This window comes from Streptomyces sp. NPDC035033 (assembly GCF_040636735.1).
GTDB lineage: Bacteria > Actinomycetota > Actinomycetes > Streptomycetales > Streptomycetaceae > Streptomyces.
Genome location: NZ_JBEZUZ010000004.1, coordinates 28,441 through 49,827 on the forward strand (window position 1 = coordinate 28,441; position 21,387 = coordinate 49,827).

Annotated in this window: 22 protein-coding genes and 10 pseudogenes; 12 read left to right on the forward strand and 20 right to left on the reverse strand. The window is 68.8% G+C overall.

Annotation, left to right across the window (positions count from 1 at the left end):
* Positions 1–109 precede the first annotated feature (109 nt).
* The 3 genes and pseudogenes from AB0E83_RS03445 to AB0E83_RS03455 form a co-directional block, all read right to left on the reverse strand.
* Entirely contained in the window at positions 110–319 is a 210-nt protein-coding gene (locus AB0E83_RS03445; RefSeq protein WP_362105180.1) for a hypothetical protein, read from the reverse strand.
* A gap of 11 nt (positions 320–330) precedes the next feature.
* The gene (locus tag AB0E83_RS03450; RefSeq protein WP_362105183.1) at positions 331–771 is read right to left on the reverse strand and encodes a hypothetical protein; all 441 of its coding nucleotides are present in this window, start codon (positions 769–771) and stop codon (positions 331–333) included.
* 228 nt (positions 772–999) lie between these two features.
* Positions 1,000–1,802 (reverse strand): annotated as a pseudogene (locus AB0E83_RS03455) (IS5 family transposase).
* Between the two features lie 152 nt (positions 1,803–1,954).
* Between AB0E83_RS03455 and AB0E83_RS03460 the strand changes: the two are divergent.
* Together AB0E83_RS03460 and AB0E83_RS03465 are read left to right on the forward strand one after the other, a co-directional pair.
* Positions 1,955–2,821: a glycerophosphodiester phosphodiesterase family protein gene (locus AB0E83_RS03460; RefSeq protein WP_362105186.1), complete on the forward strand. Its 867-nt coding sequence runs from the start codon at positions 1,955–1,957 to the stop codon at positions 2,819–2,821.
* Between the two features lie 41 nt (positions 2,822–2,862).
* Positions 2,863–3,570: pseudogene (locus AB0E83_RS03465) on the forward strand (IS5 family transposase).
* A gap of 170 nt (positions 3,571–3,740) precedes the next feature.
* On the opposite strand, the gene AB0E83_RS03470 reads toward AB0E83_RS03465, so the two are convergent.
* Positions 3,741–4,280 carry an AAA family ATPase gene (locus tag AB0E83_RS03470; protein ID WP_362105189.1) on the reverse strand — a complete coding sequence of 180 codons (540 nt, stop codon included), beginning with the start codon at positions 4,278–4,280 and terminating at the stop codon, positions 3,741–3,743.
* Between the two features lie 273 nt (positions 4,281–4,553).
* On the opposite strand from AB0E83_RS03470, the gene AB0E83_RS03475 reads away from it, so the two are divergent.
* Positions 4,554–5,294 (forward strand): class I SAM-dependent methyltransferase, encoded by a 741-nt coding sequence (locus AB0E83_RS03475; RefSeq protein WP_362105191.1) that lies wholly within the window; start codon positions 4,554–4,556, stop codon positions 5,292–5,294.
* A 442-nt stretch (positions 5,295–5,736) separates the two neighbouring features.
* Positions 5,737–6,369 carry an SMI1/KNR4 family protein gene (locus AB0E83_RS03480; RefSeq protein ID WP_362105194.1) on the forward strand — a complete coding sequence of 211 codons (633 nt, stop codon included), beginning with the start codon at positions 5,737–5,739 and terminating at the stop codon, positions 6,367–6,369.
* A 141-nt stretch (positions 6,370–6,510) separates the two neighbouring features.
* Here the strand turns inward: AB0E83_RS03480 and AB0E83_RS03485 are convergent.
* A pseudogene (locus tag AB0E83_RS03485) lies at positions 6,511–6,712 on the reverse strand (hypothetical protein); the annotation flags it as partial.
* Positions 6,713–6,984: 272 nt separating this feature from the next.
* On the opposite strand from AB0E83_RS03485, the gene AB0E83_RS03490 reads away from it, so the two are divergent.
* The gene (locus AB0E83_RS03490) at positions 6,985–7,362 is read left to right on the forward strand and encodes a hypothetical protein (protein WP_362105197.1); all 378 of its coding nucleotides are present in this window, start codon (positions 6,985–6,987) and stop codon (positions 7,360–7,362) included.
* A 1-nt stretch (position 7,363) separates the two neighbouring features.
* Here the strand turns inward: AB0E83_RS03490 and AB0E83_RS03495 are convergent.
* From AB0E83_RS03495 to AB0E83_RS03505, 3 genes and pseudogenes are all read right to left on the reverse strand, one after another.
* Positions 7,364–8,232: pseudogene (locus tag AB0E83_RS03495) on the reverse strand (transposase); the annotation flags it as partial.
* A gap of 119 nt (positions 8,233–8,351) precedes the next feature.
* Positions 8,352–8,951, reverse strand: a complete 600-nt coding sequence (locus tag AB0E83_RS03500) for a hypothetical protein (RefSeq protein ID WP_362105200.1) — start codon at positions 8,949–8,951, stop codon at positions 8,352–8,354.
* 385 nt (positions 8,952–9,336) lie between these two features.
* Entirely contained in the window at positions 9,337–9,852 is a 516-nt protein-coding gene (locus AB0E83_RS03505) for a hypothetical protein (RefSeq protein WP_362105202.1), read from the reverse strand.
* Positions 9,853–9,882: 30 nt separating this feature from the next.
* Here AB0E83_RS03505 and AB0E83_RS03510 point away from each other — a divergent pair.
* Both AB0E83_RS03510 and AB0E83_RS03515 read left to right on the forward strand, forming a co-directional pair.
* Positions 9,883–10,233 (forward strand): annotated as a pseudogene (locus tag AB0E83_RS03510) (transposase family protein); the annotation flags it as partial.
* A 182-nt stretch (positions 10,234–10,415) separates the two neighbouring features.
* Complete coding sequence (locus AB0E83_RS03515) at positions 10,416–10,772, forward strand: hypothetical protein (protein ID WP_362105205.1); 357 nt, start codon at positions 10,416–10,418, stop codon at positions 10,770–10,772.
* Between the two features lie 69 nt (positions 10,773–10,841).
* Here AB0E83_RS03515 and AB0E83_RS03520 read toward each other — a convergent pair whose 3' ends face one another.
* The 4 genes and pseudogenes from AB0E83_RS03520 to AB0E83_RS03535 all read right to left on the reverse strand — a co-directional run.
* The gene (locus AB0E83_RS03520; RefSeq protein ID WP_362105207.1) at positions 10,842–11,123 is read right to left on the reverse strand and encodes a hypothetical protein; all 282 of its coding nucleotides are present in this window, start codon (positions 11,121–11,123) and stop codon (positions 10,842–10,844) included.
* A gap of 35 nt (positions 11,124–11,158) precedes the next feature.
* Complete coding sequence (locus AB0E83_RS03525) at positions 11,159–11,389, reverse strand: hypothetical protein (protein WP_362105210.1); 231 nt, start codon at positions 11,387–11,389, stop codon at positions 11,159–11,161.
* A gap of 9 nt (positions 11,390–11,398) precedes the next feature.
* Positions 11,399–11,755, reverse strand: coding sequence for a transposase (locus AB0E83_RS03530; RefSeq protein WP_362105213.1), 357 nt, complete (start codon positions 11,753–11,755; stop codon positions 11,399–11,401).
* Positions 11,756–11,847: 92 nt separating this feature from the next.
* Positions 11,848–11,892, reverse strand: a pseudogene (locus AB0E83_RS03535) (hypothetical protein); the annotation flags it as partial.
* On the opposite strand from AB0E83_RS03535, the pseudogene AB0E83_RS03540 reads away from it, so the two are divergent.
* Positions 11,888–12,040: pseudogene (locus AB0E83_RS03540) on the forward strand (IS5/IS1182 family transposase); the annotation flags it as partial. The pseudogenes AB0E83_RS03535 and AB0E83_RS03540 overlap by 5 nt on opposite strands.
* 22 nt (positions 12,041–12,062) lie before the next feature.
* Here AB0E83_RS03540 and AB0E83_RS03545 read toward each other — a convergent pair.
* Both AB0E83_RS03545 and AB0E83_RS03550 read right to left on the reverse strand, forming a co-directional pair.
* Positions 12,063–12,287: pseudogene (locus AB0E83_RS03545) on the reverse strand (IS5/IS1182 family transposase); the annotation flags it as partial.
* A gap of 151 nt (positions 12,288–12,438) precedes the next feature.
* Positions 12,439–12,915, reverse strand: coding sequence for a hypothetical protein (locus tag AB0E83_RS03550; RefSeq protein ID WP_362105216.1), 477 nt, complete (start codon positions 12,913–12,915; stop codon positions 12,439–12,441).
* Positions 12,916–13,510: 595 nt separating this feature from the next.
* Between AB0E83_RS03550 and AB0E83_RS03555 the strand changes: the two genes are divergently transcribed.
* A complete protein-coding gene (locus tag AB0E83_RS03555; RefSeq protein ID WP_362105219.1) occupies positions 13,511–14,344 on the forward strand; it encodes an NAD(P)H-binding protein in 834 nt (277 codons plus the stop codon).
* 93 nt (positions 14,345–14,437) lie between these two features.
* On the opposite strand, the gene AB0E83_RS03560 is transcribed toward AB0E83_RS03555, so the two are convergent.
* From AB0E83_RS03560 to AB0E83_RS03570, 3 genes and pseudogenes are all read right to left on the reverse strand, one after another.
* A complete protein-coding gene (locus AB0E83_RS03560; protein WP_362105222.1) occupies positions 14,438–14,893 on the reverse strand; it encodes a hypothetical protein in 456 nt (151 codons plus the stop codon).
* Positions 14,894–15,576: 683 nt separating this feature from the next.
* A complete protein-coding gene (locus tag AB0E83_RS03565) occupies positions 15,577–15,753 on the reverse strand; it encodes a hypothetical protein (protein WP_362105448.1) in 177 nt (58 codons plus the stop codon).
* A gap of 5 nt (positions 15,754–15,758) precedes the next feature.
* Positions 15,759–16,553, reverse strand: a pseudogene (locus AB0E83_RS03570) (transposase family protein).
* A gap of 310 nt (positions 16,554–16,863) precedes the next feature.
* Between AB0E83_RS03570 and AB0E83_RS03575 the strand changes: the two are divergent.
* Positions 16,864–17,394: a hypothetical protein gene (locus tag AB0E83_RS03575; RefSeq protein ID WP_362105224.1), complete on the forward strand. Its 531-nt coding sequence runs from the start codon at positions 16,864–16,866 to the stop codon at positions 17,392–17,394.
* Positions 17,395–17,475: 81 nt separating this feature from the next.
* Here AB0E83_RS03575 and AB0E83_RS03580 read toward each other — a convergent pair.
* Positions 17,476–17,786: pseudogene (locus AB0E83_RS03580) on the reverse strand (hypothetical protein); the annotation flags it as partial.
* 295 nt (positions 17,787–18,081) lie between these two features.
* On the opposite strand from AB0E83_RS03580, the gene AB0E83_RS03585 reads away from it, so the two are divergent.
* Positions 18,082–18,714 carry an SMI1/KNR4 family protein gene (locus tag AB0E83_RS03585; RefSeq protein ID WP_362105227.1) on the forward strand — a complete coding sequence of 211 codons (633 nt, stop codon included), beginning with the start codon at positions 18,082–18,084 and terminating at the stop codon, positions 18,712–18,714.
* Between the two features lie 423 nt (positions 18,715–19,137).
* On the opposite strand, the gene AB0E83_RS03590 is transcribed toward AB0E83_RS03585, so the two are convergent.
* On the reverse strand, positions 19,138–19,662 hold the full coding sequence (locus AB0E83_RS03590) for a VOC family protein (protein WP_362105230.1): 525 nt from the start codon (positions 19,660–19,662) through the stop codon (positions 19,138–19,140).
* A 114-nt stretch (positions 19,663–19,776) separates the two neighbouring features.
* Here AB0E83_RS03590 and AB0E83_RS03595 point away from each other — a divergent pair, with 114 nt between their 5' ends.
* Positions 19,777–20,646: an IS5 family transposase gene (locus tag AB0E83_RS03595; RefSeq protein ID WP_362105233.1), complete on the forward strand. Its 870-nt coding sequence runs from the start codon at positions 19,777–19,779 to the stop codon at positions 20,644–20,646.
* A gap of 27 nt (positions 20,647–20,673) precedes the next feature.
* On the opposite strand, the gene AB0E83_RS03600 is transcribed toward AB0E83_RS03595, so the two are convergent.
* On the reverse strand, positions 20,674–21,282 hold the full coding sequence (locus AB0E83_RS03600) for an SMI1/KNR4 family protein (protein WP_362105236.1): 609 nt from the start codon (positions 21,280–21,282) through the stop codon (positions 20,674–20,676).
* Positions 21,283–21,387 lie beyond the last annotated feature (105 nt).

Below are 21,387 nucleotides of genomic sequence, written 5' to 3' on the forward strand. Positions count from 1 at the left end.
TGAAGAAGGGCCCCGGGTCGGCGGGCGTACAGCGGCCGTACACCGCACGGCTGGACGGATCGAGACCAGCCTGGTCAGCGTGTTCCTCGCCCAGGCGGTTTCTTCCGGATCAGACCTCGCCGGGTTCGCCTGCTTTACGCGTGCTGTACGAGGTGCCGGACGCGGGAACTGCAAGGGGTTCGCGCCGGCTGGTGCGTCGCCAGTAGGTGTAGGCGAGGACGACGGCCACGAGCGCGACGGCCAGCGGGCCCCGGATCTGCGAGGCGGCGGTCTGGAGCATGTAGCCGCGGGTGACGGTCTCCTCCGTGGACGCCTGCACGATCCAGACGATCAGGAGCGGAAGGACGGTCCCGAGCGCGGCGGTGCCGCTGGTCGTGTGGGCGGAGCCATGGGCGTCGTACTGGCCGGCGAGGGTAAGGACCAGGACACCCAGCGCGAGCATTCCGGCGCCGACGGCGAAGCCGCCGCGAGGGAGGCGAGGCGGTGCGTGCCCCGGAAACCGAGGGAGAGGAAGGGACGGCGCTCCTTGAGGCAGACCCAGGCGGCGACCACGGCGAGCGTCGCCGCGTTCGTGAACAGCTCCACCCACTGCGCCTTCGGCGACCCCGTCGCCGGGTCGCCGAGCAGGGCGCGGGCGGCCGGCTCTACGGCGATGTTGATGGCGATCACGCCGCCGAGGAAGACGACGAGCCAGCCGACCCACCAGCGGGTCGGACGCCGTGCTTCGAGGGCTCCTCGGACGAGCGCGGACTCGGAAATGGGCACGGCCATCAGCCTCAACTCCTGGGGAACCCATGATCCAGTTCGCCCAGCACAGGCACCGGTGCCCGATTAAAGTCAATCGGTCTCAATGGCCGAGACGGTTCGCTTTGCCCCGACCGTCCGGAAGCTGCTCCTCGGAGCATGCGTCGGACGGATCGGACAGCGGGTCTGCCGCCGGCGGCCGCCTGACGACCGGCCGGCGAGGAGGGGCCGGGCAGCCAGGTCGTGGCCTCCGGCTCACCTCGCCGACCGGATGAGGACGGCGGCGGCGTGGAGTCCGGCGGGGTAGATGGTGGCTGTCTTGTCGTAGCGGGCGGCCAGGCCGCACCACTGCTTGATCTTGTCGATGCATCGCTCGACGGTCTTTCGTTGCTTGTGCGTCGCGCGGGCGAAGGCCGGCGGACGGCCACCGATCCGGCCGCGCCGTCTGCGGTTCGCGGCCTGGTCGGCCGGCTGCGGAATCACCGCCCGGGTCGCGCGCCGGCGGAGACGGGTCCGGATCGCCCGGGACGAGGACGCCTTGTCGGCCAGGACCACGTCCGATATGGCCCGGGGCTGGCCGATCGGCCGCGGCACCCATGAGCGGGCCATGACCTGGGGAAACGCGGGTGCGTCACCGGCCTGTCCTGGGGTGAGGACGAACGCCAGTGGCCGGCATCGGCTGTCGGCGGCAAGGTGGATCTTGGTGGTCAAGCCGGCGCGGGGCCGTCCGAGAGCATGGTCGTCCGGCTCCCCGGCCGGGGCCCCTTTTGACGTGCCCCGGCGGCATGCTGATGAGCCCGGACGATGGTGAAGTCGACCGCGACGATCCAGCCGAGGTCGCCTTCGACGTCGGCCTGAGCGAGCAGGGCGGTGAAGACCTTCTCCCCAGTGCCGTCGGCGGCCCATTTCCACCGCCGGTTGTGGGCGCCTTTCCAGGAGCCGAAGTGCTCGGGCAAGTCCATCCACGGGGTTCCGGTGCGGTACTTGAAGGCGATCGCGTCGATGAGCTGCCGGTGGTCCCGCCACCGGCCGTCCCGCTTCGGTAGTTCTGTCGGCAAATGCGGTAGCGGAGGTTGCGGTCCGCTCCTGTGTTTGTGGCCGGTAGGTCCGGAGCTGTCCGACCAGTCCTCCTGGAGAGGGTCACCTGAACCTGACAGGAACGGATCCGTGTACCAGGGCTGGGACCTGGTCCGTGTTAGGGTCCGCCTCCGTGACTCCTGTACGAGGCCGGCGGCGGCGTGTCGCAGCCATATCCGCCACTGCACTGACCGCCGCGCTGACCGCTGCCTTCCTGGTGGCCGACCGGGGATCGGAACCTGCCGCTGCTTCTTCGCAGTCGTTGCCTGCGGTGATCGCGCACCGGGGCGCTTCCTCGGTGGCTCCGGAGAACACCCTGATCTCGGGTGAGGTGGCCCGCCGCGTCGGGGCGGACTGGATCGAGAACGACGTCCGGCCGAGCAAGGACGGCGTCCCCTACGTACTCCACGATGCGTACGTGGACCGGACCACCGACGGCACGGGTCACATAGGGAAGCTGACCTCGGCGGAGATCGACGCCCTGGACGCGGGCGCCTGGTTCGCCCCGGCCTACAAGGGCACGCGGATCCCGACACTCGCCGCCCAGCTGGCGGACCTGCGAGAGCGCGGCGGCCGGCTGCTGCTCGACATCACCGGCACGCGCGGCAAGGCCGACATCGAGCGGATCATCCAGATCGTGCGGGAGCAGCGCATGATGGACCGCGTCCTGGTGCAGAGTTTCTTCCCGGAGTCGCTGAAGCACGTCCGCACGCTGGCCCCGGAGGTGCCGATGGGACTGCTGCGCGACAAGCTCGACGCGGACCCGGTGGCAGTGACCCGCGAGCTCGGCGTGACGGCTTACAACGTTTCTGACAAGGCACTGTCGACGCGGCCGGAGCTGGTGGCGGAACTGCACGCCGCAGGAGTTTCGGTGAACGTCTGGACGGTGAACGAGCCGGACCGCTGGCGAGCACTGGCCGACCTGGGCGTCGACGGCATCATCACCGACCGCGCGACGGAACTGACAGGCTGGAAGGCTGCTCGCGCCACAGACCGTTAGACGGACACTTCCTGGGACAGCGGGTGCTAAACCATGGTCTCGTGGTACGTCGCCATGAACTGTCCGACGCCGAGCGGGAGTTCGTCCGGCCGTTGCTGCCCGAGTCGTTGCGGGGGCAGAAGCGGCTGGACGACCGCAAGGTCCTGAACGGGATCGTGTGGAGTTCCGCACTGGCGTCGCCTGGCACGACGTGCCCGAGCGCTTGGCTGGTGTCCGTCGACTCCACGGTCGTCCGGGCCCACCAGCATGCGGCCGGGGCCCGAAAAGAGGGATCCGCGACCGGTCCCTCGGCCGGTCCAGAGACGGGCTGACCAGCAAGATCCACCTGGCCTACGACGGCCTGGGCCGTCCGCTCGCATTCATCGTCACGGGCGGGAACACCAACAACTTCACCCGGTTCACCACCATGATGGAGGCGATCCGGGTGCCTCGGACCGGGGCGGCCCCGGGTCCGGCCCGATCACGTCCTGGGCGACAAGGGCTACAGCTCGAAGGCGATCCGCACCTGGCTCCGCCGCGAGGGCGTCGCACACACGATTCCCGAGCGGGCGGACCAGGTCCGCAACCGGGCCTGGCGCGGCAGCCGCGAAGGCCGCCTGCCGGCCTTCGACCGCGAGATCTACAAGCATCGCAACGTCGTCGAACGCTGCTTCAACCGGCTGAAGCAGTAGCGGGGCATCGCCACCCAATACAGCAAAACCGCCCAGTGCGACGAAGCAGCCGTCCCCCTTACCGCCCTGCTGATGTAGGCGTGACGTTTGATGACAGAACCTGGACCGCTGCCGGCCTGGTCGACCTGGCGCAGCCACCACCAGGCCCGCAGCCCGCAGCCCGCAGCCCGCAGCCCACAGCAGCCACCACCAGCGGCGGCGGATCTTCGCCTCCACCACGGCATGGATCACAAAGCCGCACTGGAGTATCAGGCGCTGGGCAGCCAGTCGGTGGCGCCCAGCACCTCGCGCGCTATGTCGGCCACGGAACGTCCGTCGGTCCTCACTCGTACCGTGTCCCGGGGCGTCCGCTCGTCCAGGATCCGCGCCTTACGGGCGCTGTTCTCCAGCTCGTGTTCCAGCTCCGAGCCCAGTTCCCGGCCGGTCAGCCGCTCGCGGGCGGTGGCGTCGGAGGCGGTGAGCACGACCCGTACGATCCTGACGTTCGCTCCCATGGCGCGCTGGAACATGCCCTCGTTCTCGGCCAGGACGCTCACGGTCTGCGTGTAGATCAAGCGGCGGTACCCGAGCTCGGCGTAGTTCGACCAGAGTGCCGTCAGGTTGCGTTCCGCGATCTTCCTGCGCCGGGGGTCCCCCTCCGGAGCGGGATGTGCCTGCCCCATGAAGTCGCCCTCGACCACGCAATGCGCGACCATCGCGGCGCGCAGACGCGCTGAGACCTCCCACCCCACAGTCGTCTTGCCGACGCCTGCACGCCCTCCGATGAGCAGTACCTCTGCTTGGTCCATGGCTACACCCTGCCACCGGACAGTCGAGCCGCGCTCACCGAATACGCGCGGAGCGGAGAGACGCAGGCCCCGGCAACTCCTGACGAGATGGGCTCCATAGCGGTCAGTTCCGGAACTGATGAGCCGGGGGGTGGGCGGGGTGGGTGGGGTGGGGCGGGGCGGTTCGGTCGATGCCCTGTCAGGGCGACGACGAGGTGGGGGCGGTGCGCGCTTCGCCGTGGAGAGCGTAAATCTGTCGACAGTGCTCCTCGGCACCCGGCACAGTGGCCATCCGTGACGAGCAGTGAGCTGTGGACCCGTGAGACCGCCGACCGTTACGACGCCGAGGAGGCCGAAGCGTCCTCGGCCGCCGCCCTCGGACCGACCCTCGCCTTCCTCGCCGAGCTCGCCGGAGACGGCCGGGCGCTGGAGTTCGCCATCGGAACCGGACGGGTGGGCGTCCCGCTCCGGGAACGCGGCGTGCCGGTGGTGGGCATCGAACTGTCCGAGCACATGGCGGCGGTGCTGCGGCGCAAGGTGGACGAGAAGACGCTCCCGGTGACCTTGGGGGACATGGCCACCACCGTCGTCCCCGGTGAGTTCTCCCTGGTCTACCTCGTCTACAACACCATCACGAACCTGCTCACGCAGGACGAGCAGGTCGAGTGCTTCCGCAACGCCGCACGGCATCTGGAGCCCGGCGGCCGGTTCGTCATCGAGCTGGGTGTGCCACCGCTGCGGTTCCTGCCGCCCGGCCAGGTCGCGGTGCCGTTCGACGTCTCCGAGCGGCACCTCGGCTTCGACACCTTCGACCTGGTCGAGCAGATGCTCGTCTCGCATCACTTCACCCGCGACGGCGACGACGGCCGCTACCGCCGCGAGAACTCCCGGCACAGGTACGCCTGGCCGACGGAGCTCGACCTGATGGCGCGGATCGCCGGGCTCGAACTGGAACGCCGGGTCGCGGACTGGGACGGAGCTCCGTTCACCCAGGACTCGGCGAAGCACATCTCCGTGTGGCGCAAGCCAGCCTGAGGCCGGCCGCCGAGCCTGGCCTGACCTGACCTGGCCCGGCCTCACCAGGCCCGGCCCGGCTCGGCCCGGCCTTCGGCCTTGGTCGCGTCTGTCTCGCACTTCGTATCGGGAGTTCGGGCGTCGCCGGTGGATCGGTGCGCATCCGAGGGTGAGGAAGACTTCGTGGATGCGGTTGCGGATCTCCTACTCGATGAGCGCGGGAGGCGCCCCGAAGGCGGCCAAGTCAATGTTCACGAGTTCGTTCGGGAGGCGTGCCGCTGACCCGGCGGGGACACGTACTCCGAGCCCCAGGCGTCGCGCACTGCGCACCGTGCTGCCGGCATCGGCGCCGGCCGGGACCGGGTCGGCAGCCGCGCACGGGGGCAGGAGCTTTCCACACCCTCGGATGTGTCTCTGCCGGACCGTTCTGTAGGGTCTCGGAGACGAGAGAAGAGATCCTCCGATGGACTCCCGCATCACCCGCATACGCCCCAAGCTGGCGAAGATCCCGTACCAGGCACGACGAAGCCACTCGATGTTCGAGGAGCGCCACCAGTTCCGCCTCGGCCCACGCGTCAGCACTTCGGAAGCCGACGCCTTCGAGGCCGAGCACCGCATCGTCCTGCCGGTGGCCTACCGGGCGTTTCTCATCGAACTCGGAGGCAGCGGCGCCGGCCCCTTCTACGGTCTCCTTCCGCTGGAGGAGTGCAGGCTGTTCACGATGAACCGGAAGCCGGCGGACGGCAGACCGCGGGGATTCACCCACGTGGACCGCCCGGACGCACTGCAAGGAGACCTGTTCCTTCACATCATCGAGATGGGTTGCAGCGATCTGTGCCTGATCGCAGTGACGGGCCCCCTCACCGGCCGTGTGGTCACGGGCAACGCGGACGGTTTCTGGCCTCCGAACGTCTCCTCCGCAGAGGACTTCCTCGGCTGGTACGAGCGATGGCTCAACCACATGCTCGACGGCAAGGACAACCACGCGCTGGGACTGACCTCCCCGGCGACCATCGCGACCGCCCCGTGGGGTTTCCGCGCCACAGCCGGCCCTCGCCGCGGCAGCTCAGTACATCGATCAAGCCGCACTCCGTGACCGCGTCGCGGCGCCCCCCCTCAAGGCGCCGACCCAGCCGACAGCGACTTCCCAACTCATCGACATCGATCAAGCGATTGGGTCACGCGGTGGCTCCCGAAGCCGTCGGCAAACGACTCCCGTCCTCGGGTGCAGAGCCAGCCCCCTCACCGGCGGGACTTCCTGGAGTAGTGGGATCAGCTGGGTGGCGTCGTTGCGGTTGTCGCCGGTCACGGTGATGGTCAGCGGGACATCGGTGGATCGGTGGCGTCGGCGAGCGGGCGAGCGGGTGAGCAGGTGAGCAGGTGAGCAGGTGATGCTTGTTGTCTGTTCCACCTCGGTCCACTCGGCCGGGCGGCGCCGGCAGGTCGTGTCCGAGCCGTAGCCGAGTCCCTGCGGCAGATGTTCCCAGGCGGTTGCCGAGGGCGACGTCCCACCCTCGGCAGCAGCCGCTCGGCCGCCGCCCGTAGCCGGCTCGTGGTCGACTTCCCACAGCTCCGGCCGAGTTGCTTCCAGCCTCGGATCGTCCGTCCCGGAGTGATCCGACCACGTCGATGATTGTTTCGTCAGGAGTTTTGGAAGAACGTTTTGGCCAGGTGAGGATGTTTGATGGTTCGGGCGGCGAGGTGGCTTCAGATGATCGTGCGGGTCCGCACGGCGGCTGCGCGCGGGATCGGCCGTGGTGGCAAGGGGGTATCGGGAATGGGCAGTGCGGGAACAGCGCGACTGCTGATCGGCAATGGCGGTGAGGCCCCGCTGGAGCTGACCGTGGAGCCCTGGGCGGAAACGCACCGGATGCTCCCGATGCAGACGTGGACCGTTGTCACGCACTCGCCTGCATCGGATGGTTCATGGTCGGGGACCCTGCGGAGGGATGAGCCGTTCCAGGTGGACCATCGACCCGAATCGGTCACCGTGTGGGTCAACGGCGACTGCTTTCACCTCAGCGACGCGGAGGGGAGCGCGATCGACTCGGCCGACTGGGATTGCCCTGCTCGGGGTTCTGCCTCCTGACTCAGGCATCGCGCCGGTCCGACGTGAACTCGCGGGTGGTTCCGCGGCTCATGAGGTCGGTCGTCGCTGGTTGATCTTGGATTCGGAGCGGCGCGGGTGGGTTGCGCAGTCGCGGACGAGGTGGCGGTGGTGCACGGGCCGGCCGAAGGTTCGCTCGGCGGCCCTGCACCGCGGGGTCACCTCGGAACCCTTCGCGGCCGGGGCGCGAGGGACGGCTTCGGCGTCGGTGCCCAGGCGTACCCCGTGCTCAATGGCCTTGATTCGGTAGCCGCCGCCGGCCCAGGGCTCGGTCACGCGCGGATGGGCCTTCGAGATCTGTGAGAACACCTACCTGGATGCCGTCAGCGTCGTCGGAGACGCTCGCGGCGGTGACCGGCACGGTCAGGAGGAGGCCGAGCGCGTCGACGCCGGTAGGGCGTTCGCGGCCGGTGATCTCCTTGCCCGCCTCGGCGCCGGTAGGGCGTTCGCGGCCTGTGATCTCCTTGCCCGCCTCGGCGCCGGCAGGGCGTTTGCGGCCGGCGGTCTTCTTGCCCGCCTCGACGCCCTGGTCCCTGGTCGACTGCGGGGACGTTCGCAGGAGCCTTGATGCTCTGCACGTCCAGCCCGCACGCGCTCGGCACGTCGTCGCCGCCCTCCGCCTCCCTGGCCGGACGGCGGAGGAGCCTGCTGACCCGTCGAAGACCCGTCTTTCTGTCGGGCGGCAAAGTACCCGTAGGCCGTTTTCCATGGCGGGAAGTCGTGCGGCAGGTACCGCCAGGGGATGCCGGTGCGGTCGGCGTAGAGGACCGTTCCCGTGGTCCGCCGCAGGTCTCGCTCGGGCGGTCGGCTCGTGCCCGTACCCCTCCCTCTCCGCTCGGCCCGCCAGGCTGTGGGGTCGGACGGGAGCAAAGGGACCGGAACGAGTCCTCGCGGGCTGCCACCCGCCTCGCCCGTCACGAGAGACGTCTACGTCTGATCGTCCCGGGATGACGTGGGCGTATGACGAGACGTCACTCACGGTCGGGGTGGTGGTCGAGGGTCTCGTCCCATACGTCGCCGCCATCAGCCCAGGTCCAGAGCCAATGCCGCAGGGACGACGATGCGTGGCGCAGGCCGTCATGCGGGTTCTCGCCCCATGCGGGCTCCCAACCGTCGGCGTCGTAAAGGAGCACCGGGTTGTCGACCGCGGTCAACGAGAGGTGCCACTCCATCGTGCAGCCGCCGTACGCGAGGTGGAGCCACGACGCCGGCACACCTCGAGTCCGGTTCCGTTCGTAGATGCTGACCGCGCACGGCCAGTCGTGGAGGTGCCCGGGCGGACGGTTGCCCTCGGTCAGGGAGGCGAGCCCGGTGTCGGGGCCGAAGCCGCCGTCGGCGACCTCGGTGTAGACGCGTCGGAGCAGTTCGGGGAGAGGGCGTCCGATCCGCCGTTCCGCCTTCTCCACCTCGGCCGGGGCGACCGGTGGGAACAGCGGTCCACGGGGAGCATCGGCGTAGTAGACGGCCACCTCCTCGGTCCCCGACTTGAGCTGGACCGTTCCGTCGCTGCTGTACGACACGATGTCGTCCCGGTCCCGGTCCAACCGCGCGCTGCCGTAACGCTCGGTCATCCACGCGACGGGAACGTCCGCTGCGTCGAAGCGCCGGCCCGGGTCCCACGCGCGCGCCCTCAGCCTCTCGATCAGCATGTTGTCGTCCCTCTCCCCGGTCTCGGGTTCAGGGAGGGGCTCGCGGCAACGCGTCGCGGACGTGTCGTAGGGGAGGTGGGTCATACGCCGGGAGCTTACTGCCGGCCTGTGACTGTGTGCCCGGAGCCGCCGGAGCCGCCGGAGTCGCCGGAGTCGCCGGAAGCAGGTGAGGGTGCAGGCGAGTTCGAGCAGATCTTGGTGGAGGGGGCGCGCTGCTCGTAGCTGATGCGGAGTCGTTCGAACGGGGGGAGGCAGGGGCGTCCCGTAACCCCCGGGAGTGCGCCGCGGCCCTGTGGCCGCGAGGGTCTCAGGCTTGGTCGTGGCTTCCTGAGGCATGGCGATCACGCCGCTGGGCGCTGGACGACTCCAGCCACTGGTCCACCACGTCGTCCGCTTCGTCCAGGGCCGGATCACGACTTCCGCCGGGTGCGTAGGCCGGTGACCGGTCAGCGCGTAGGGGCAGGTGCGCGCAGTACCAGGCCCTCCTGGCACCTGCTTGCTCCGCGGTCGTGCCCGTGCGGAGATAGCCGAGCAGTGCTGTCATGACCCTGCGGCGCCCGAATGCGTAGAGCGCCGGCTCGACGAACCAGCGGCAGAAGCTCGGGTCCGGGTCGTAGACGGCAGCGGCCATCAGCGGATCGAAGAACTCCTCTGGCAGCGTGGCGCGTTCCAGCAGCGGCCTTCGTGCGGTTCCTGCCAGGTGCCGCGCACGTCGGTTTTCCGGCACGCCGGCCGCGGCCTCAAGGTTCAGCAGACGAGCCACTTCGGCTGCGCATGCAAGGAAGGAACGTGTGGATGTCTCGTGGCGGTCGCCTTCGGTCATGGCAGGATTCTCGGCCCCGGGCCTGAGCAGATGGAGGCGCGGGGGCGATGTGATCTCGATGCGGCTGGTGTGATCACGGCGTCGGAGCCGTCCTGGACAGCCCCGTTCGCCGGGTTGGGCCCGCGTGCCTTGGGGAAGCTGGTGACGGTGCTGCGGCGCGTGGGTGCGGACGCCGGCCGCAGGGGCCGGCCGTGGAGCCTTCCGCTGGCGAACCGTGCGCTGCTGGTCGCGGCGTACTGGCGAACGAACCAGACCATGCGGCAGCTCGCCCCGTTGTTGGGGGTGTCGAAGTCGGCGGCGGACCGGATCATCGACCGTCTCGGGCCGCTGCTGGCCCTCCAACCCCGCGAACGGTTGTCGAAGGGCGCCGTGCTCGTCCTGTGCCATCGAAGGTTGAGCACGTGCCAGCGAACCTAGACCGACGCTCGCTCGTGTCATCGAAGGTCGGTCACGCTGGGCCGGCCTTGAAGAGGCCGATCGGCTGTGTGCTTCGGGTAGGTGGGCGGAGGAGATACTCGCGAAGGCCGCCGCTTCCTCTCCCCGGGACCTCCTACAGTGATCTCATGGAGATTCGCTGGGGCGGCTCGGTCTGGGAACTGATGGTGGTGAAGCGCGCGGTCGGGACAGCCTTGTCGAACTCGGCGAGCGGCGGATACAGCACGCTCCTGCGTGACGGTGCCCGGAACTTGGTCGGCCACGCGGACCTGCTCAAAGGAGGACGAGCCGTCGCCGGGCTTGTCGCGCTCTCCGCGGTAGCGGGCGGTGCGGCCACTGTCGTCACCATGAAGGTGGCGCCGCACCTCAAGACGAAGGTCCGCCCCACGGCCCAGGACACGGCAGATGAGGGGGCAGAAGCCACCTCAGGCACCCCTGTTGAAGTGCCGGACGCTCTCCAGGAGCCGCGGCTACGCTCTGACTGACCACCGGTCGTATCCACTCCAACGGACTAGAGCATGTTGTGAAAGTGATCGGTCTCGCTGCCTGACAGCTCACAGTCCACGGATGGCTTCGGCCAGGTCAGGGCCATAGGAAGCCCAGCAGATCACAGACCCATCGGTGTCGATCTGTCCCATGAACCACTCGTCACCGGCTCTTGCAAGGCACAGGTCACGGAAGGAGAGGATGAGGTCAGGCTGGAGGACGTCGTAGTCGGCGGAGCCGTACTGCTCGACAACGACGAGTCGTTCGAGGGAGAGCAGATCCGCTTCGGCGTCGCTTGATGCGCGGCGGACCCGCTCGATTGTCCAGCCGTCGGGGAGATCTGCGTTCACGGTCGCATGGTCGCATGGTCACAGCCGATGGTGTCTCACAGCCACTCGTTTACCGCTGCGGCCAGCACGGTTGCGTGATAGCGGACGGTGAGCTCGTCACACCTCTTGGCGACCGCGCGATGGCGCTTGAGCCGGTTGATCCCGCACTCGACCGCGTGCCGCTGCTTGTAGTCGTCCCGGTCAAATTCGGGCGGGCGGCCACCACGGGAACCGAGCTTCTGACGGTTGCGGATCTGGTCGGCCTTCTCCGGGATGGTGCACTTCACGCCGCGTCGTCACAGGCAGGCGCGGTTCGCCCGGGACCCGTACGCCTTGTCTGCGCGGACCCTGTCCGGCTTCGTGCGAGGCCGGCCCCGGCCGATGCGGGGCACCCGTATGCCGTCCAGGACCGGCTGGAACTGGGGGCTGTCATGACGCTGGCCGGCGGTGACGAACAGGGACAGCGGCTTCTGTCCCTGCTCGACCGCCAGGTGCAGCTTGGTGGTCAGCCCGCCGCGCGAGCGCCCGAGGCCGTGGTCGACCGGCTCGGTGCCGACGCCTTCGGGAGGCTCCTTCTGGAGATCCCCTTTCTGCGCGCCCCGGCGGCGTGCTGATGGGCGCAGGCGATGGTGGAGTCCACGCTCACGTCCCACGTGATCAGGCCCTTCACGTCGGCCTCGGCCTGAAGTTGCTCGAAGATCCGCTTCCAGGTGCCGTCACGCTGCCACCGCCGGAACAGGTCGTAGGCCCGGTCCCATGGCCCGTGGCGGTCCGGCAGGTCACGCCACACCGTCGCCGAGCGGTCGAAGAACTACCGGTACTCCCCCGGCCATCAGGTCGTCATCGAGGCCGACATCCGTCTGGTCGTCGTGGTCGGCCGGCCGCTCGCCGGGAACCGCGACGACTGCAAGGCGCGGGAGGAATCCGGAGCCCAGGCGAAGGTCTCCGTCCGACGGCTCATCGGGTGCGCCCGGGTCCAGAGCCGTGGACGACACCGTGGCGGGCGGTCAGTGGCGTGATTTCGTGTTTCCAGAGCAATCAGTGGTACTTGTCGTAGTCGCCCCCTCGGTCGGCGAAGAGTCGCTTCGGCTGGTTTCGTGGGCGCTCGCGTCCGCGTCGGCCTCGGATCCGGGGTGTCGCGTCCAGGAGAGGGATCAGTCGTGTGACGCCGTGCCGATTTCCGCCAGGCACGGAAAGGAACGGCGTCGCAATCGCCTTCACCGGCTTCCGGCTCTGCGCGGCCTTCGTCGATCGTCTCGCTGTTGTCCGTGTGTGTGCGTGGAGAGCTCGGCCGGCCGGCTTTCCGGTCGTTCCGCATGTTCTGTTTGGAGAAGGGCTATCGCGTCGGCCAGGAGGCACGCATCGGCCGGCCGGTCGGGCGGACGTCGACAAGATCGAAGCCGTCCTCGTGGCGGACGAGATGTTGGACCTGGTCCAAGCCGGAGTCACGGACAAAGCCGACCCACCCTTGTGTGGTCGCGTGTCGGAGAAGCCACCCGACGACGTCCATCATCACCCCGAAGTCGTCCTCGTGGAGGCACGTCCGGACGGTCAGGGCCCACGCTTCGCTGCCGTCCAGGTTCGGCCTGTCCGTGGCGCGGACCAGCAGGGAGACGTCGGCCCCGTCGAACGAGTGGCTCGCCGAGCCACCGGCGAAGACCTGCCAGGGGCCGCCCCATGACTCCCAGTCGGCCGACTTCAATTCGGCCGGCATGTCCGCCTGCCCCAGGAGCCACCTCAGCTCCAGAAGCACCGGCTCCGGGAGGTTCGGCGGCAGGTCCACCGCCAGGAACAGGTCGTAGTAGTCGCTCACGTCCAGGACCCTAGACCCAGCCGCTGACAATCCTCTGGGGGCTTGGGGGGCCTCCGGCGAGGAGCCTTGCGCTGTCCGGGAGTTGTCAGGGGCGGGCGGTGGGTCGGGCGGGCGGGTCGAGCGGGCGGTGGGTCGGTCGGCTGGCGGGTCGGTCGGTCGTTGAGGTCGTTTCCTACGTGGTGGGGTGGCGAGCGCGAGCCGGTACTTCGCGTCGGCACCGATCGCGTGCTTCCGTCGGCCTGGTCGCGCGCATCCGCCCTGTCTGTGGCGGCATCTCGGCCCGGCCTCCCCGAGCCCTTCCGCCCGGCTCGCCGTCGGACCCATCAGCCCGCGCGGACGTCTCCCATGAGCTGGTCCACGTCAGACGGGAACGACAGCCGCTTCGTCCTCGGCAGGTCAAAACCGAGCGGCCCGGCAGGGACTGGCCGGCCTGCCGACGTACACGTGTACGTGAACGTGAACGTACACAGTCGAGCGCGGAGGGCCGCGCCCACCTGCGGGCACGGTCAAGCAGCTTCTTGACCTGAAGATTGATTGAGGTTTTAGCGTGTCGCCTGCTCGATCATCTGACGACCTGACGACGGGAGACACACTCATGATCCTCGTGACCGGAGCCACCGGAAACATAGGCCGTGCTCTGCTGGAGGAGCTGCACGCGCGCGGTGCCGGGCCGCTGAGGGGGCTCACCCGTGATGCCGCCCGGGCCGTCTTCCCCCAAGGAGTCGAGGCCGTGGAGGGCGACTTCGCAGAGCCGGCGTCGTGGGGGCCCGCGTTGAAGGGGGTGCGCTCGCTGTTTCTCCTGTCGCGCCTGGGCTCGGACGCCGACATCCTCGAAGCCGCCCGGCAGGCGGGAGTGGAGCACGTCGTGCTGGTGTCGTCCATCACCGTCCAGACCCACCCGCACCTGGGCCCCGCCCGGGAGAACCTGGCAGTGGAGCAGATGCTCAAGGGAACCGGCATGGCCTGGACGATCCTGCGGCCGACGCAGTTCGCGTCGAACGCCCTGATGTGGGCTCCGACCATCCGTGACCGCGAGACCGTCCGCGCGCCGTACGCCGGGACCGCGCTGCCCACCATCCACCCCGCGGACATCGCGGCGGTGGCACGGACGGCGCTGACCGAGCCCGGCCACCACGGGCGCACGTACGCCCTCACCGGGCCGGAACCGGTGACCGCCCGGCAGCAGGTCGAGGCCATCGCGGCGGTGCTGGGCCGGGAGGTTCCCTTCGCGGAGATCAGCCGCCGGCAGGCCCACGGGCAGATGGTCGCGGTCTTCGGGCCCGAGGCCGCGGACGCGGTGCTCGACGTCACCGGTGGAGATGTGAACCCCGAACTGCTGAAGGTGCGCGACACGGTTTCTCAGGTCACCGGGGCACCGGCTCGTCCGTTCCGGCAGTGGGCTGTGGAGAACGTCGACGCCTTTCGTTGAATCGCCAGGGCCTGAGGACGTCCGTCCGCAGCCAGGCGCGTACTTTCAGGAGTACGCCGGTGAGGGGAGGAGCGCCCGTCGAAGGAGTGCCCTTCACCCTGATTCGCCGGTGAGGCAGGCGTGGCACAGGCATCGGTCCGGGTGCGGGGAGGACGGCGCGATCTCGGCGCGGTACTGGCGTGCGTACCGTTCCAGCGTCGCGGCGACGTCCGCTGCGTAGTCCGCGCTGAGGCCGCCTTCGTGTCCTGTCTCACGCAGCCGCTCCAAGACCCGGGGGGTGTGGACGAGTTTCGGCCGGAAGCCGTGAAGATGGCGCGTCGCCGTATCGATGAAGATCCACCGACTGGTGTGCCGCTCGCGTCCGAGCGTCGTGATCCGCTCGCCCCCGGGGCCCCAGTAGACGTTGGTGACGTAGACCTTCGCCCCGCCCTTGAAGAACTTCGTTCCCGGGCGCAGTTCCTGGCCGCCGACTCCGCACCGACGCCAGGCCACGACGTTCGCCGCCACCAGCCAGACCGGCCCCTGCCGGGAAACATCCGCCTCGGTCACTCGCCCCCCCTGCCTCGCCGACGTCCTGCCGGATTCGGAGCAGCAATCGTAGGCCAGGCGTCCGCCGTCGCCCCGTCGGGTCTGCCGTCCTGGTCGGCGCTCGACGGAGAGGACGGCAGACCCGGGAGATCTCTTTCCGATCGTCTGATTGTTGGTCCGGCGCCGCCAGGTTCTTGGGGGCGTTGTGTTCGGGTACTCGGCGGGGCCGGTGCCGGGGCACCGTTCCAGAGCGGGGGCTCGGGGCGGGCGCGGTCGCCGGTGTGGGCGCCGGCGGTGTCGGCGCGGGCCAGGGCGTGGTCGGTCTGGGTGGCGGTGGCGTCGCCACGCGGGTGATCGAGGACGGTGGAACAGGCGCGGCAGCCGGTGAGGGGTGTCGTAGCCGTTACGTACGGCATCCCGCCGACGTGTGTCCCGGGTCCCGGAGGGGGTGGTCTGTGTGCGGCTGCTTCTCCGGGTGCTGTCAGCGGCGGGCTCCGCCGTTGCGGCTTCTGGCGGAGGGCAGGGGTGGGGTGCCGGCGGGTCGGTGCGGTGTGGTGCGGTGCGGTGCACCGCCCGGATGCTGCGGATCTTTAGCATCAGGTTTTCGTGGTACGTGGTTCTGTACTGGTTGTTGTGGGTGCCTTTTCCACCGCTGGTGCTGGGCTCAAGCGGAACGCGCAGGCGTCCGCGCACGGTCCGACCGGCTAGCGAACCGGCCCGCGTTCATCGACGATCACGGTCGGCTCCGGCAGGAAGACATCTGGGGCGACGGGGCCGTAGGCGACGTTGAACGTGTCGAGCCGGTACGATCGACCGCGGATTCCCAGGGCGCTGGTGAACCGGTAGTTCAACTGCCAGCGGACCCACTGAGCCTTTTCCACCCTCGCTACGAGCAGGTCAGATGCGGGGTGAGGACGGCTCGGACGATGTTGGTGATGCGGATGGTGCTACATCTCAGCTTCCGCAGGAGGCGCCAGGTCTTCCGGGTGGCCATGGCTTGTTCGTCCAGAGCCCGGATCCGCGCGTGGGAGTGATTGTCGGCCTGCTGACCTGGGGAAAGCCTGCCCCATCGGCCGCGGAAGGGGACTCGGACGGTACCGCCGACGCCCTGGTAGCCCTTGTTCGCCCAGCAGGGCAGGCCCGCGCTGGTAAGGGCGTCGATGATGTCGTGGGTGCGGGCCGCCCTGATGTCATGGGTGCTACCGGACAGTGCTGGTGAGGCCCACAGCAGTCGGCCGTGTGGATCGGCGAGGACCTGCACGTTCATGCCGCGCCTCTTGTGTTTTCCGGAGTAGAAGGGTTGGTCGGCGGCGATCCGGTCGATCGGTAGAAGGGTGTCGTCCAGGATCACGAACGCCTTTCGGGGCGCGGTCTTCATCGCGGTGGCGAGATCCGGGGCGAGCGCGGCCAAGAGCTCGACGGCTCGGTGACGTACCGGTAGGCGGTGGTGGTGCCGATACCGAACCCGGCGGCGAGCTGAGTGTAGGTGTGGCCACACCGCAGGTGGGCCAGGGCCAGAGAGCCTGGCGGTCCGCACTCAGCCGACGCCAGCGGGTGCCGCGTTGCCGACGGATGCCGCGTTGCCAGCAGGTGCCGCGTTGCCGACGACGGGCCCGCAGCCGGGCGGACGAAAAGCGCAGAGACGAGCTGACACGTCGATCCCGGATGGGGAGACAAGCATATGAAGCCTCTGGCGGAGACGGCTCTTCTGGTCGAAAACCCGTCTTCCAGGGGCTTCGCTGCATTGTCAGGCCAACTGGCCACCAGCCAGGTCAGGTGGGAAAGGAGCTTGCCGTGCTCGGTCATGCGCTGGCCCGGACGCCGTCGGCCCCATGCTCTCGGAATGCACGCAGCGGGTGACAAGACACCGCGGCCGTTCGGATTCCGTGCGTACCCGTACGCACGTACGGTGCTCTGAGGTCACGCCCGTGATACTGGCGTGGTCCGCATCAGGAAGTGAGCAGCTGGGGGCGCATATGGATAGCTTTCGCGTGAGTCGAGAAACGTCGTTCGGGGAATGGGGGAACCCGGCGATCGCTGCCGAGGTCTACGCGAGATGTATCACTCCCCGCGGTGAGGTGACCCTCACCCGGGAACGCGGCCCACTGACCCGTCCAGAGGACCATGCCGATGCGGTGGAGAGCTGGACAGTGTCCCTGCGGGACGGAGAGGCCACGCTCAGGATCCACCGGCTCGTGGCGGACCCCCTGTGGTTGCGGTGGCGGATCTGGAAGGGCTTCGAAGGTGAGGTGGACGGGGAACCGTTCCGTTTCACCGGCACGTCCGCGCTGCGGCGCTCCCGCCGATCCGTCACGTATGAAGGACCCGCCATCGATGTCCGGATCGTGCCGCGTGCGTTCAGCCTCCGTCTTGTCGAGAAGGGAGAAGAGGTCGGATTCCGCTCGTTCAGCAACCAGTGGGAGCTGCCAGACCCCACGGATCACGCCGTGCTGGCCGTCTGCCTCTTCGAGTGGGCCGGGTTGGAGGACCTGCTCAGGGCACCCGTGCTCCGGGACCTATGACTGGTTGACGCATGCCTCGTCGTTCAGCACCGCCGGAACACCTCAACCCGACTGATTCGTGAGCAGGTTGGAAAAGGCTCGCTGCCCGGGAAGCAGTCGCACCGCCGGCGGTCTGCGCGGCCGGGGCGGCAACCCGAAGAGCGGTTCCACACGCGCGAGCACTCGGAGCCGATCCCCCTCGTCCCGCAGGCCGACACCGACCTCGCGGTGGGCCTTCCGGCTCGAACGGGGCTCGAAGCCGTCCCGCTCGGACAGCTGGACGACGTGGGCGAAACCGGAGAGCACCCGGGCAACGACAAACCGACCGGCACCGCGTTCCTGCGGGCGACGGCCTCCCCGCCCCGGGACCGCTTCGTCCAGGACGTCTCGATCCACTGCACCGTGATGTCCACCGCACCCGCCCTTCACCGAGAGCCCACGGTCACCATTCGCCTGACGTCACCCAGGTTCCGACGCACCTGTTCGCTGTCAGTTCTCGGCAACATCTCAGGGGGGCGGAGACCCTGATCGCTCTCCGGAACCTCCTGCACATGCTCTCCGATCCCCCTGCGCAGCCAGTGCCTCTTGTCGGCTTCGCCGGGGTCGGCCGAGCGTGCCACCACGAGGTCTTCACCTGCGGAATTCTTGCCGGAGCCTCGTTCGCATGGGCGCCGGCACCTCGCTTCCGGGGTGGGGCAGGATGGCGCCATGGCACAGCAGATCTTGTCCCCGTCGGAATCCTGGCGTCGGATCGACGCCTGGCTGGCGGTTCACTCGGCGTCCGATTTCGCACGGCTCAATCCGCCTGCGGCACGGGACGACATCCAGCGGGCGGAGCAGCTTCTCGGCATCCCGCTGCCCGGTGACCTCGTCGAGTCCCTGCGGTGCCATGACGGGGTGAGCGCCTGGGCGGCCTTCCTGCCGGAGCAGTCGCCTCTCACGGTGAGCGGCATCGTGGACCGGTGGCAGACCTGCATGGCTGTCGCGGCGGAGAACGACGGTCTGGCTCGTCGTCCCTGGGACGACGAGCCCTGGTGGCATCCTCTCTGGGTTCCCTGGGCCGAGAGTGCCGATGGCGGGGCGCAGGTGATCGACCAGCGTCCCGGTCCGGAGACCGGTCGCATCGGCTGGGCGGGCCACGGCGGTGGCGGCGACTTCACCGACTCCTGGCCCGACCTGGCACATCTTCTCCACGCGGTCGCGCATACGCTTCACGAAGGCGGTGACGTGCGCGGGCTGCGTCCCTACCTCACCGTCCGAGGTGAGCTTTGGTGGGACGAAGAAGGCTGCGAGGAGCTCGACGGTCACCCGCTGAGGGCGGCACCCGTCGGGCTGTCCTGACCATTAGCGTCGTCCCTGGACGTCAGCGTCGCCGCCCTGCCGCCGAGCCGGCGGCACGAACCACGCGGCTGCTCTTGCCCCTCGGGGGTGGTGGGGTGCGGTGGGGTGGGCGAACGCGCTGATCGTGGTGGTCCAGCTGCTTGTTCCCCCTTCGGTGGAAGGGCCGTCGATCGGGTTCCCGAGGCCGTTCGTGCCGCACTCGTAGAACGGCAGCCGGCCGGTTCCGTCGCCGGTCGGCCGCATCGGGCTCGACCGGCACGACGCCTACTGATCGTTTCAGAAGGAGTCGAGTCGCTGGATGGGTGGGTACGCGAGGCTCCTGACAGACACGGGTAACCTCGGCCGGGACCCGTGTCTGCCAGGAGCTTCACAGTCATGCGGGCGTGCCCGGGTTCGCAGTCAGCACCGCGAACCCGGGAGGGATCAGTGGGTCGGGCGTCGCGGGGCGCTCGCCACCCCTGTGTGCCGGCCGCTCAGGGCGGCGTCCAGCGTCTCCTGGGCCATGCGCATCGACTCCGCGTACTTCGGCTCGAGCATTCGCTCCCAGGCCCGGTCCGGTGCGACGTCCTCGACCCGGCTCACCACCCACCAGATGTTGCCGAACGGGTCCCGCACCCGGCCGCCGCGATCCCCCCACGCGCTGTCAGCGCTCTCGGTGATCACCTGCGCCCCGTGCTCTACGGCAGCGGCCATGGCGGCGTCCGCGTCCGGGACGTAGATCCGTAGCAGCGAGGGCATCACCGGCCAGTCGGGCCGTCGGTCGAAGGCCAGCACCACCGTGTCGCCGACGCGGATCTCACCGTGGCCGATGGTGCCGTCCTCGACCGGCACCCGTGCGAGTTCCTCGCCGTCGAACGCGGCGGCGATGAAGTCGAGCAGCGCACCGGTGTCGTCCGTGACCACCCACGGTGCAACGCTGGTGTAACCCTCGGGCGTGGTGTGCCTCATCGGTCTCATCCCCTCGTCGTCCTTCGCGATGTGACGAACCTAGGGTCCCAACAGGACAACTACTGACTAGGGCCTGTTGCGAAAGTTGATCAAGGTCGTGGATGATCGCCAGCCGTGGGACGTGGTGATCTGACGGGCGACCAGTGGGAGCGTCTGGAGCCGTTGCTGCCGGTGGGAAAGAAGCCCGGCCGCCCTCGGATTTGGACGCATCGGCAGTTGATCGACGGCATACGGTGGCGGACCAGGACCGGGGCGCCGTGGCGGGATCTCCCTGAGCGCTACGGGCCGTGGGACCGAGCTTATGACCTGTTCCGGCGATGGCAGCGCAACGGCACCTGGAATCGGATCTTCGAGAAGCTGCAGGCTGCAGCTGATGCACAAGGTCTGATCACGTGGGACGTCAGCGTGGACTCCACAATCTCTCGGGTCCACCAGCACGCTGCCGGAGCGCGTAAAAGAGGGGACCTGCAGAAGGAGCCTCCTGGAGGCATCGACACCGAGCCCGACGACCACTCCACCGGGCGCTCGCGCGGCGGCCTGACGACCAAGTTGCATCTGGCGGTCGAGCAGGGGCAGAAGCCGCTGTCCCTGCTCGTCACCGCCGGCCAGCGACACGACAGCACCCAGTTCCAGCTGGTCTTGGAAAGTATCCAGGTGCCCCGAACCGGACCGGGCCGACCGCGTACGAAACCGGACAAGGTTCGTGCGGACAAGGCGTACGGCTCCCGCGCGAACCGCGCCTACCTGCGCAGACGAGGTGTGCGATGCACCATCCCGGAGAAGGCCGACCAGGTTCGCAACCGCAAGAAGCTCGGTTCCCGGGGCGGTCGCCCGCCGAAGTTCGATAAGGACGACTACAAGGAGCGCCACGCTGTCGAGTGCGGAATCAACCGCCTGAAGCGCCACCGCGCAGTCGCCACGAGGTACGACAAACTCGCTGTCCGATATCACGCGATCGTGCTGGTCGCAGCCATCAACGAGTAGCTGTGACCAGCAGGGCCGCGACACCCCTTACTGGTTGGCGGGCCGTGGTTCACCGGAGTAACGGTCCAAGCCCGCCTTCCAGCGACGCTGCTGCGTGAGCCAGTGCACGTAGCGTGGTGAGGCGTCGTGGAGATCGATGCTGATCGGGTAAGGGTCGAACTCGTCCAGGAGCAGCTTGCGGAGGAATTCGACCATGCCGCAGGGGAACAGGGTGAAGTCCTCACGGGTGTGGCGACCGCAGATCAGGACCGGCCACCGATCAGGATCGGGGTCGGTGGTCAGCCAGCACAGGATGTCCGCGCCGGAGGTGACACCCCAGGCGAGGATGTGGTCCGGGTTGATATCGAGGCTTTCCTGGCCGTCCAGCACCTCCCAGGTGTACCGGGCGTTCTCCGTCTCCTCCTCGAAGGTCCCGGGATCCCATTGGATGTACTCCTTCGGCAAGGGCATGAGGATAGAGACTTCCCCGGAGGCCCCGATGGAGCCGGCACCCCACACGGACATGAAGGCCATGTAGTCCCGCGGGAGCCGCGTGCCCCACCGCGCTTCCGCGGCCGCCCAGTCGATCTCCTCGTCAGTGCCAAGATCAGGAGAGAGAATCCTGGCCAGCGCTGCGATACCCGTCGGGTCTTCCATGGCAATCCCTTCGATCAGACCGCCGAGAGCCTACGAGAGCACACTGACAACCAGCACGACGGAGCCAGACATCCCTGGGCGGGGCCACCACTTTCCCAACAGCCC

What these genes read in the sequence shown, in the direction of transcription:
- AB0E83_RS03555 (WP_362105219.1), top strand. Translation starts at nt 13,511, where the DNA reads ATGATCCTCGTGACCGGAGCCACCGGAAACATAGGCCGTGCTCTGCTG.
- AB0E83_RS03450 (WP_362105183.1), bottom strand. Translation starts at nt 771, where the DNA reads ATGGCCGTGCCCATTTCCGAGTCCGCGCTCGTCCGAGGAGCCCTCGAA.
- AB0E83_RS03480 (WP_362105194.1), top strand. Translation starts at nt 5,737, where the DNA reads ATGGACTCCCGCATCACCCGCATACGCCCCAAGCTGGCGAAGATCCCG.
- AB0E83_RS03600 (WP_362105236.1), bottom strand. Translation starts at nt 21,282, where the DNA reads ATGGAAGACCCGACGGGTATCGCAGCGCTGGCCAGGATTCTCTCTCCT.
- AB0E83_RS03585 (WP_362105227.1), top strand. Translation starts at nt 18,082, where the DNA reads ATGGCACAGCAGATCTTGTCCCCGTCGGAATCCTGGCGTCGGATCGAC.
- AB0E83_RS03505 (WP_362105202.1), bottom strand. Translation starts at nt 9,852, where the DNA reads ATGACCGAAGGCGACCGCCACGAGACATCCACACGTTCCTTCCTTGCA.
- AB0E83_RS03590 (WP_362105230.1), bottom strand. Translation starts at nt 19,662, where the DNA reads ATGAGGCACACCACGCCCGAGGGTTACACCAGCGTTGCACCGTGGGTG.
- AB0E83_RS03515 (WP_362105205.1), top strand. Translation starts at nt 10,416, where the DNA reads ATGGAGATTCGCTGGGGCGGCTCGGTCTGGGAACTGATGGTGGTGAAG.
- AB0E83_RS03490 (WP_362105197.1), top strand. Translation starts at nt 6,985, where the DNA reads ATGATCGTGCGGGTCCGCACGGCGGCTGCGCGCGGGATCGGCCGTGGT.
- AB0E83_RS03500 (WP_362105200.1), bottom strand. Translation starts at nt 8,951, where the DNA reads ATGACCGAGCGTTACGGCAGCGCGCGGTTGGACCGGGACCGGGACGAC.
- AB0E83_RS03470 (WP_362105189.1), bottom strand. Translation starts at nt 4,280, where the DNA reads ATGGACCAAGCAGAGGTACTGCTCATCGGAGGGCGTGCAGGCGTCGGC.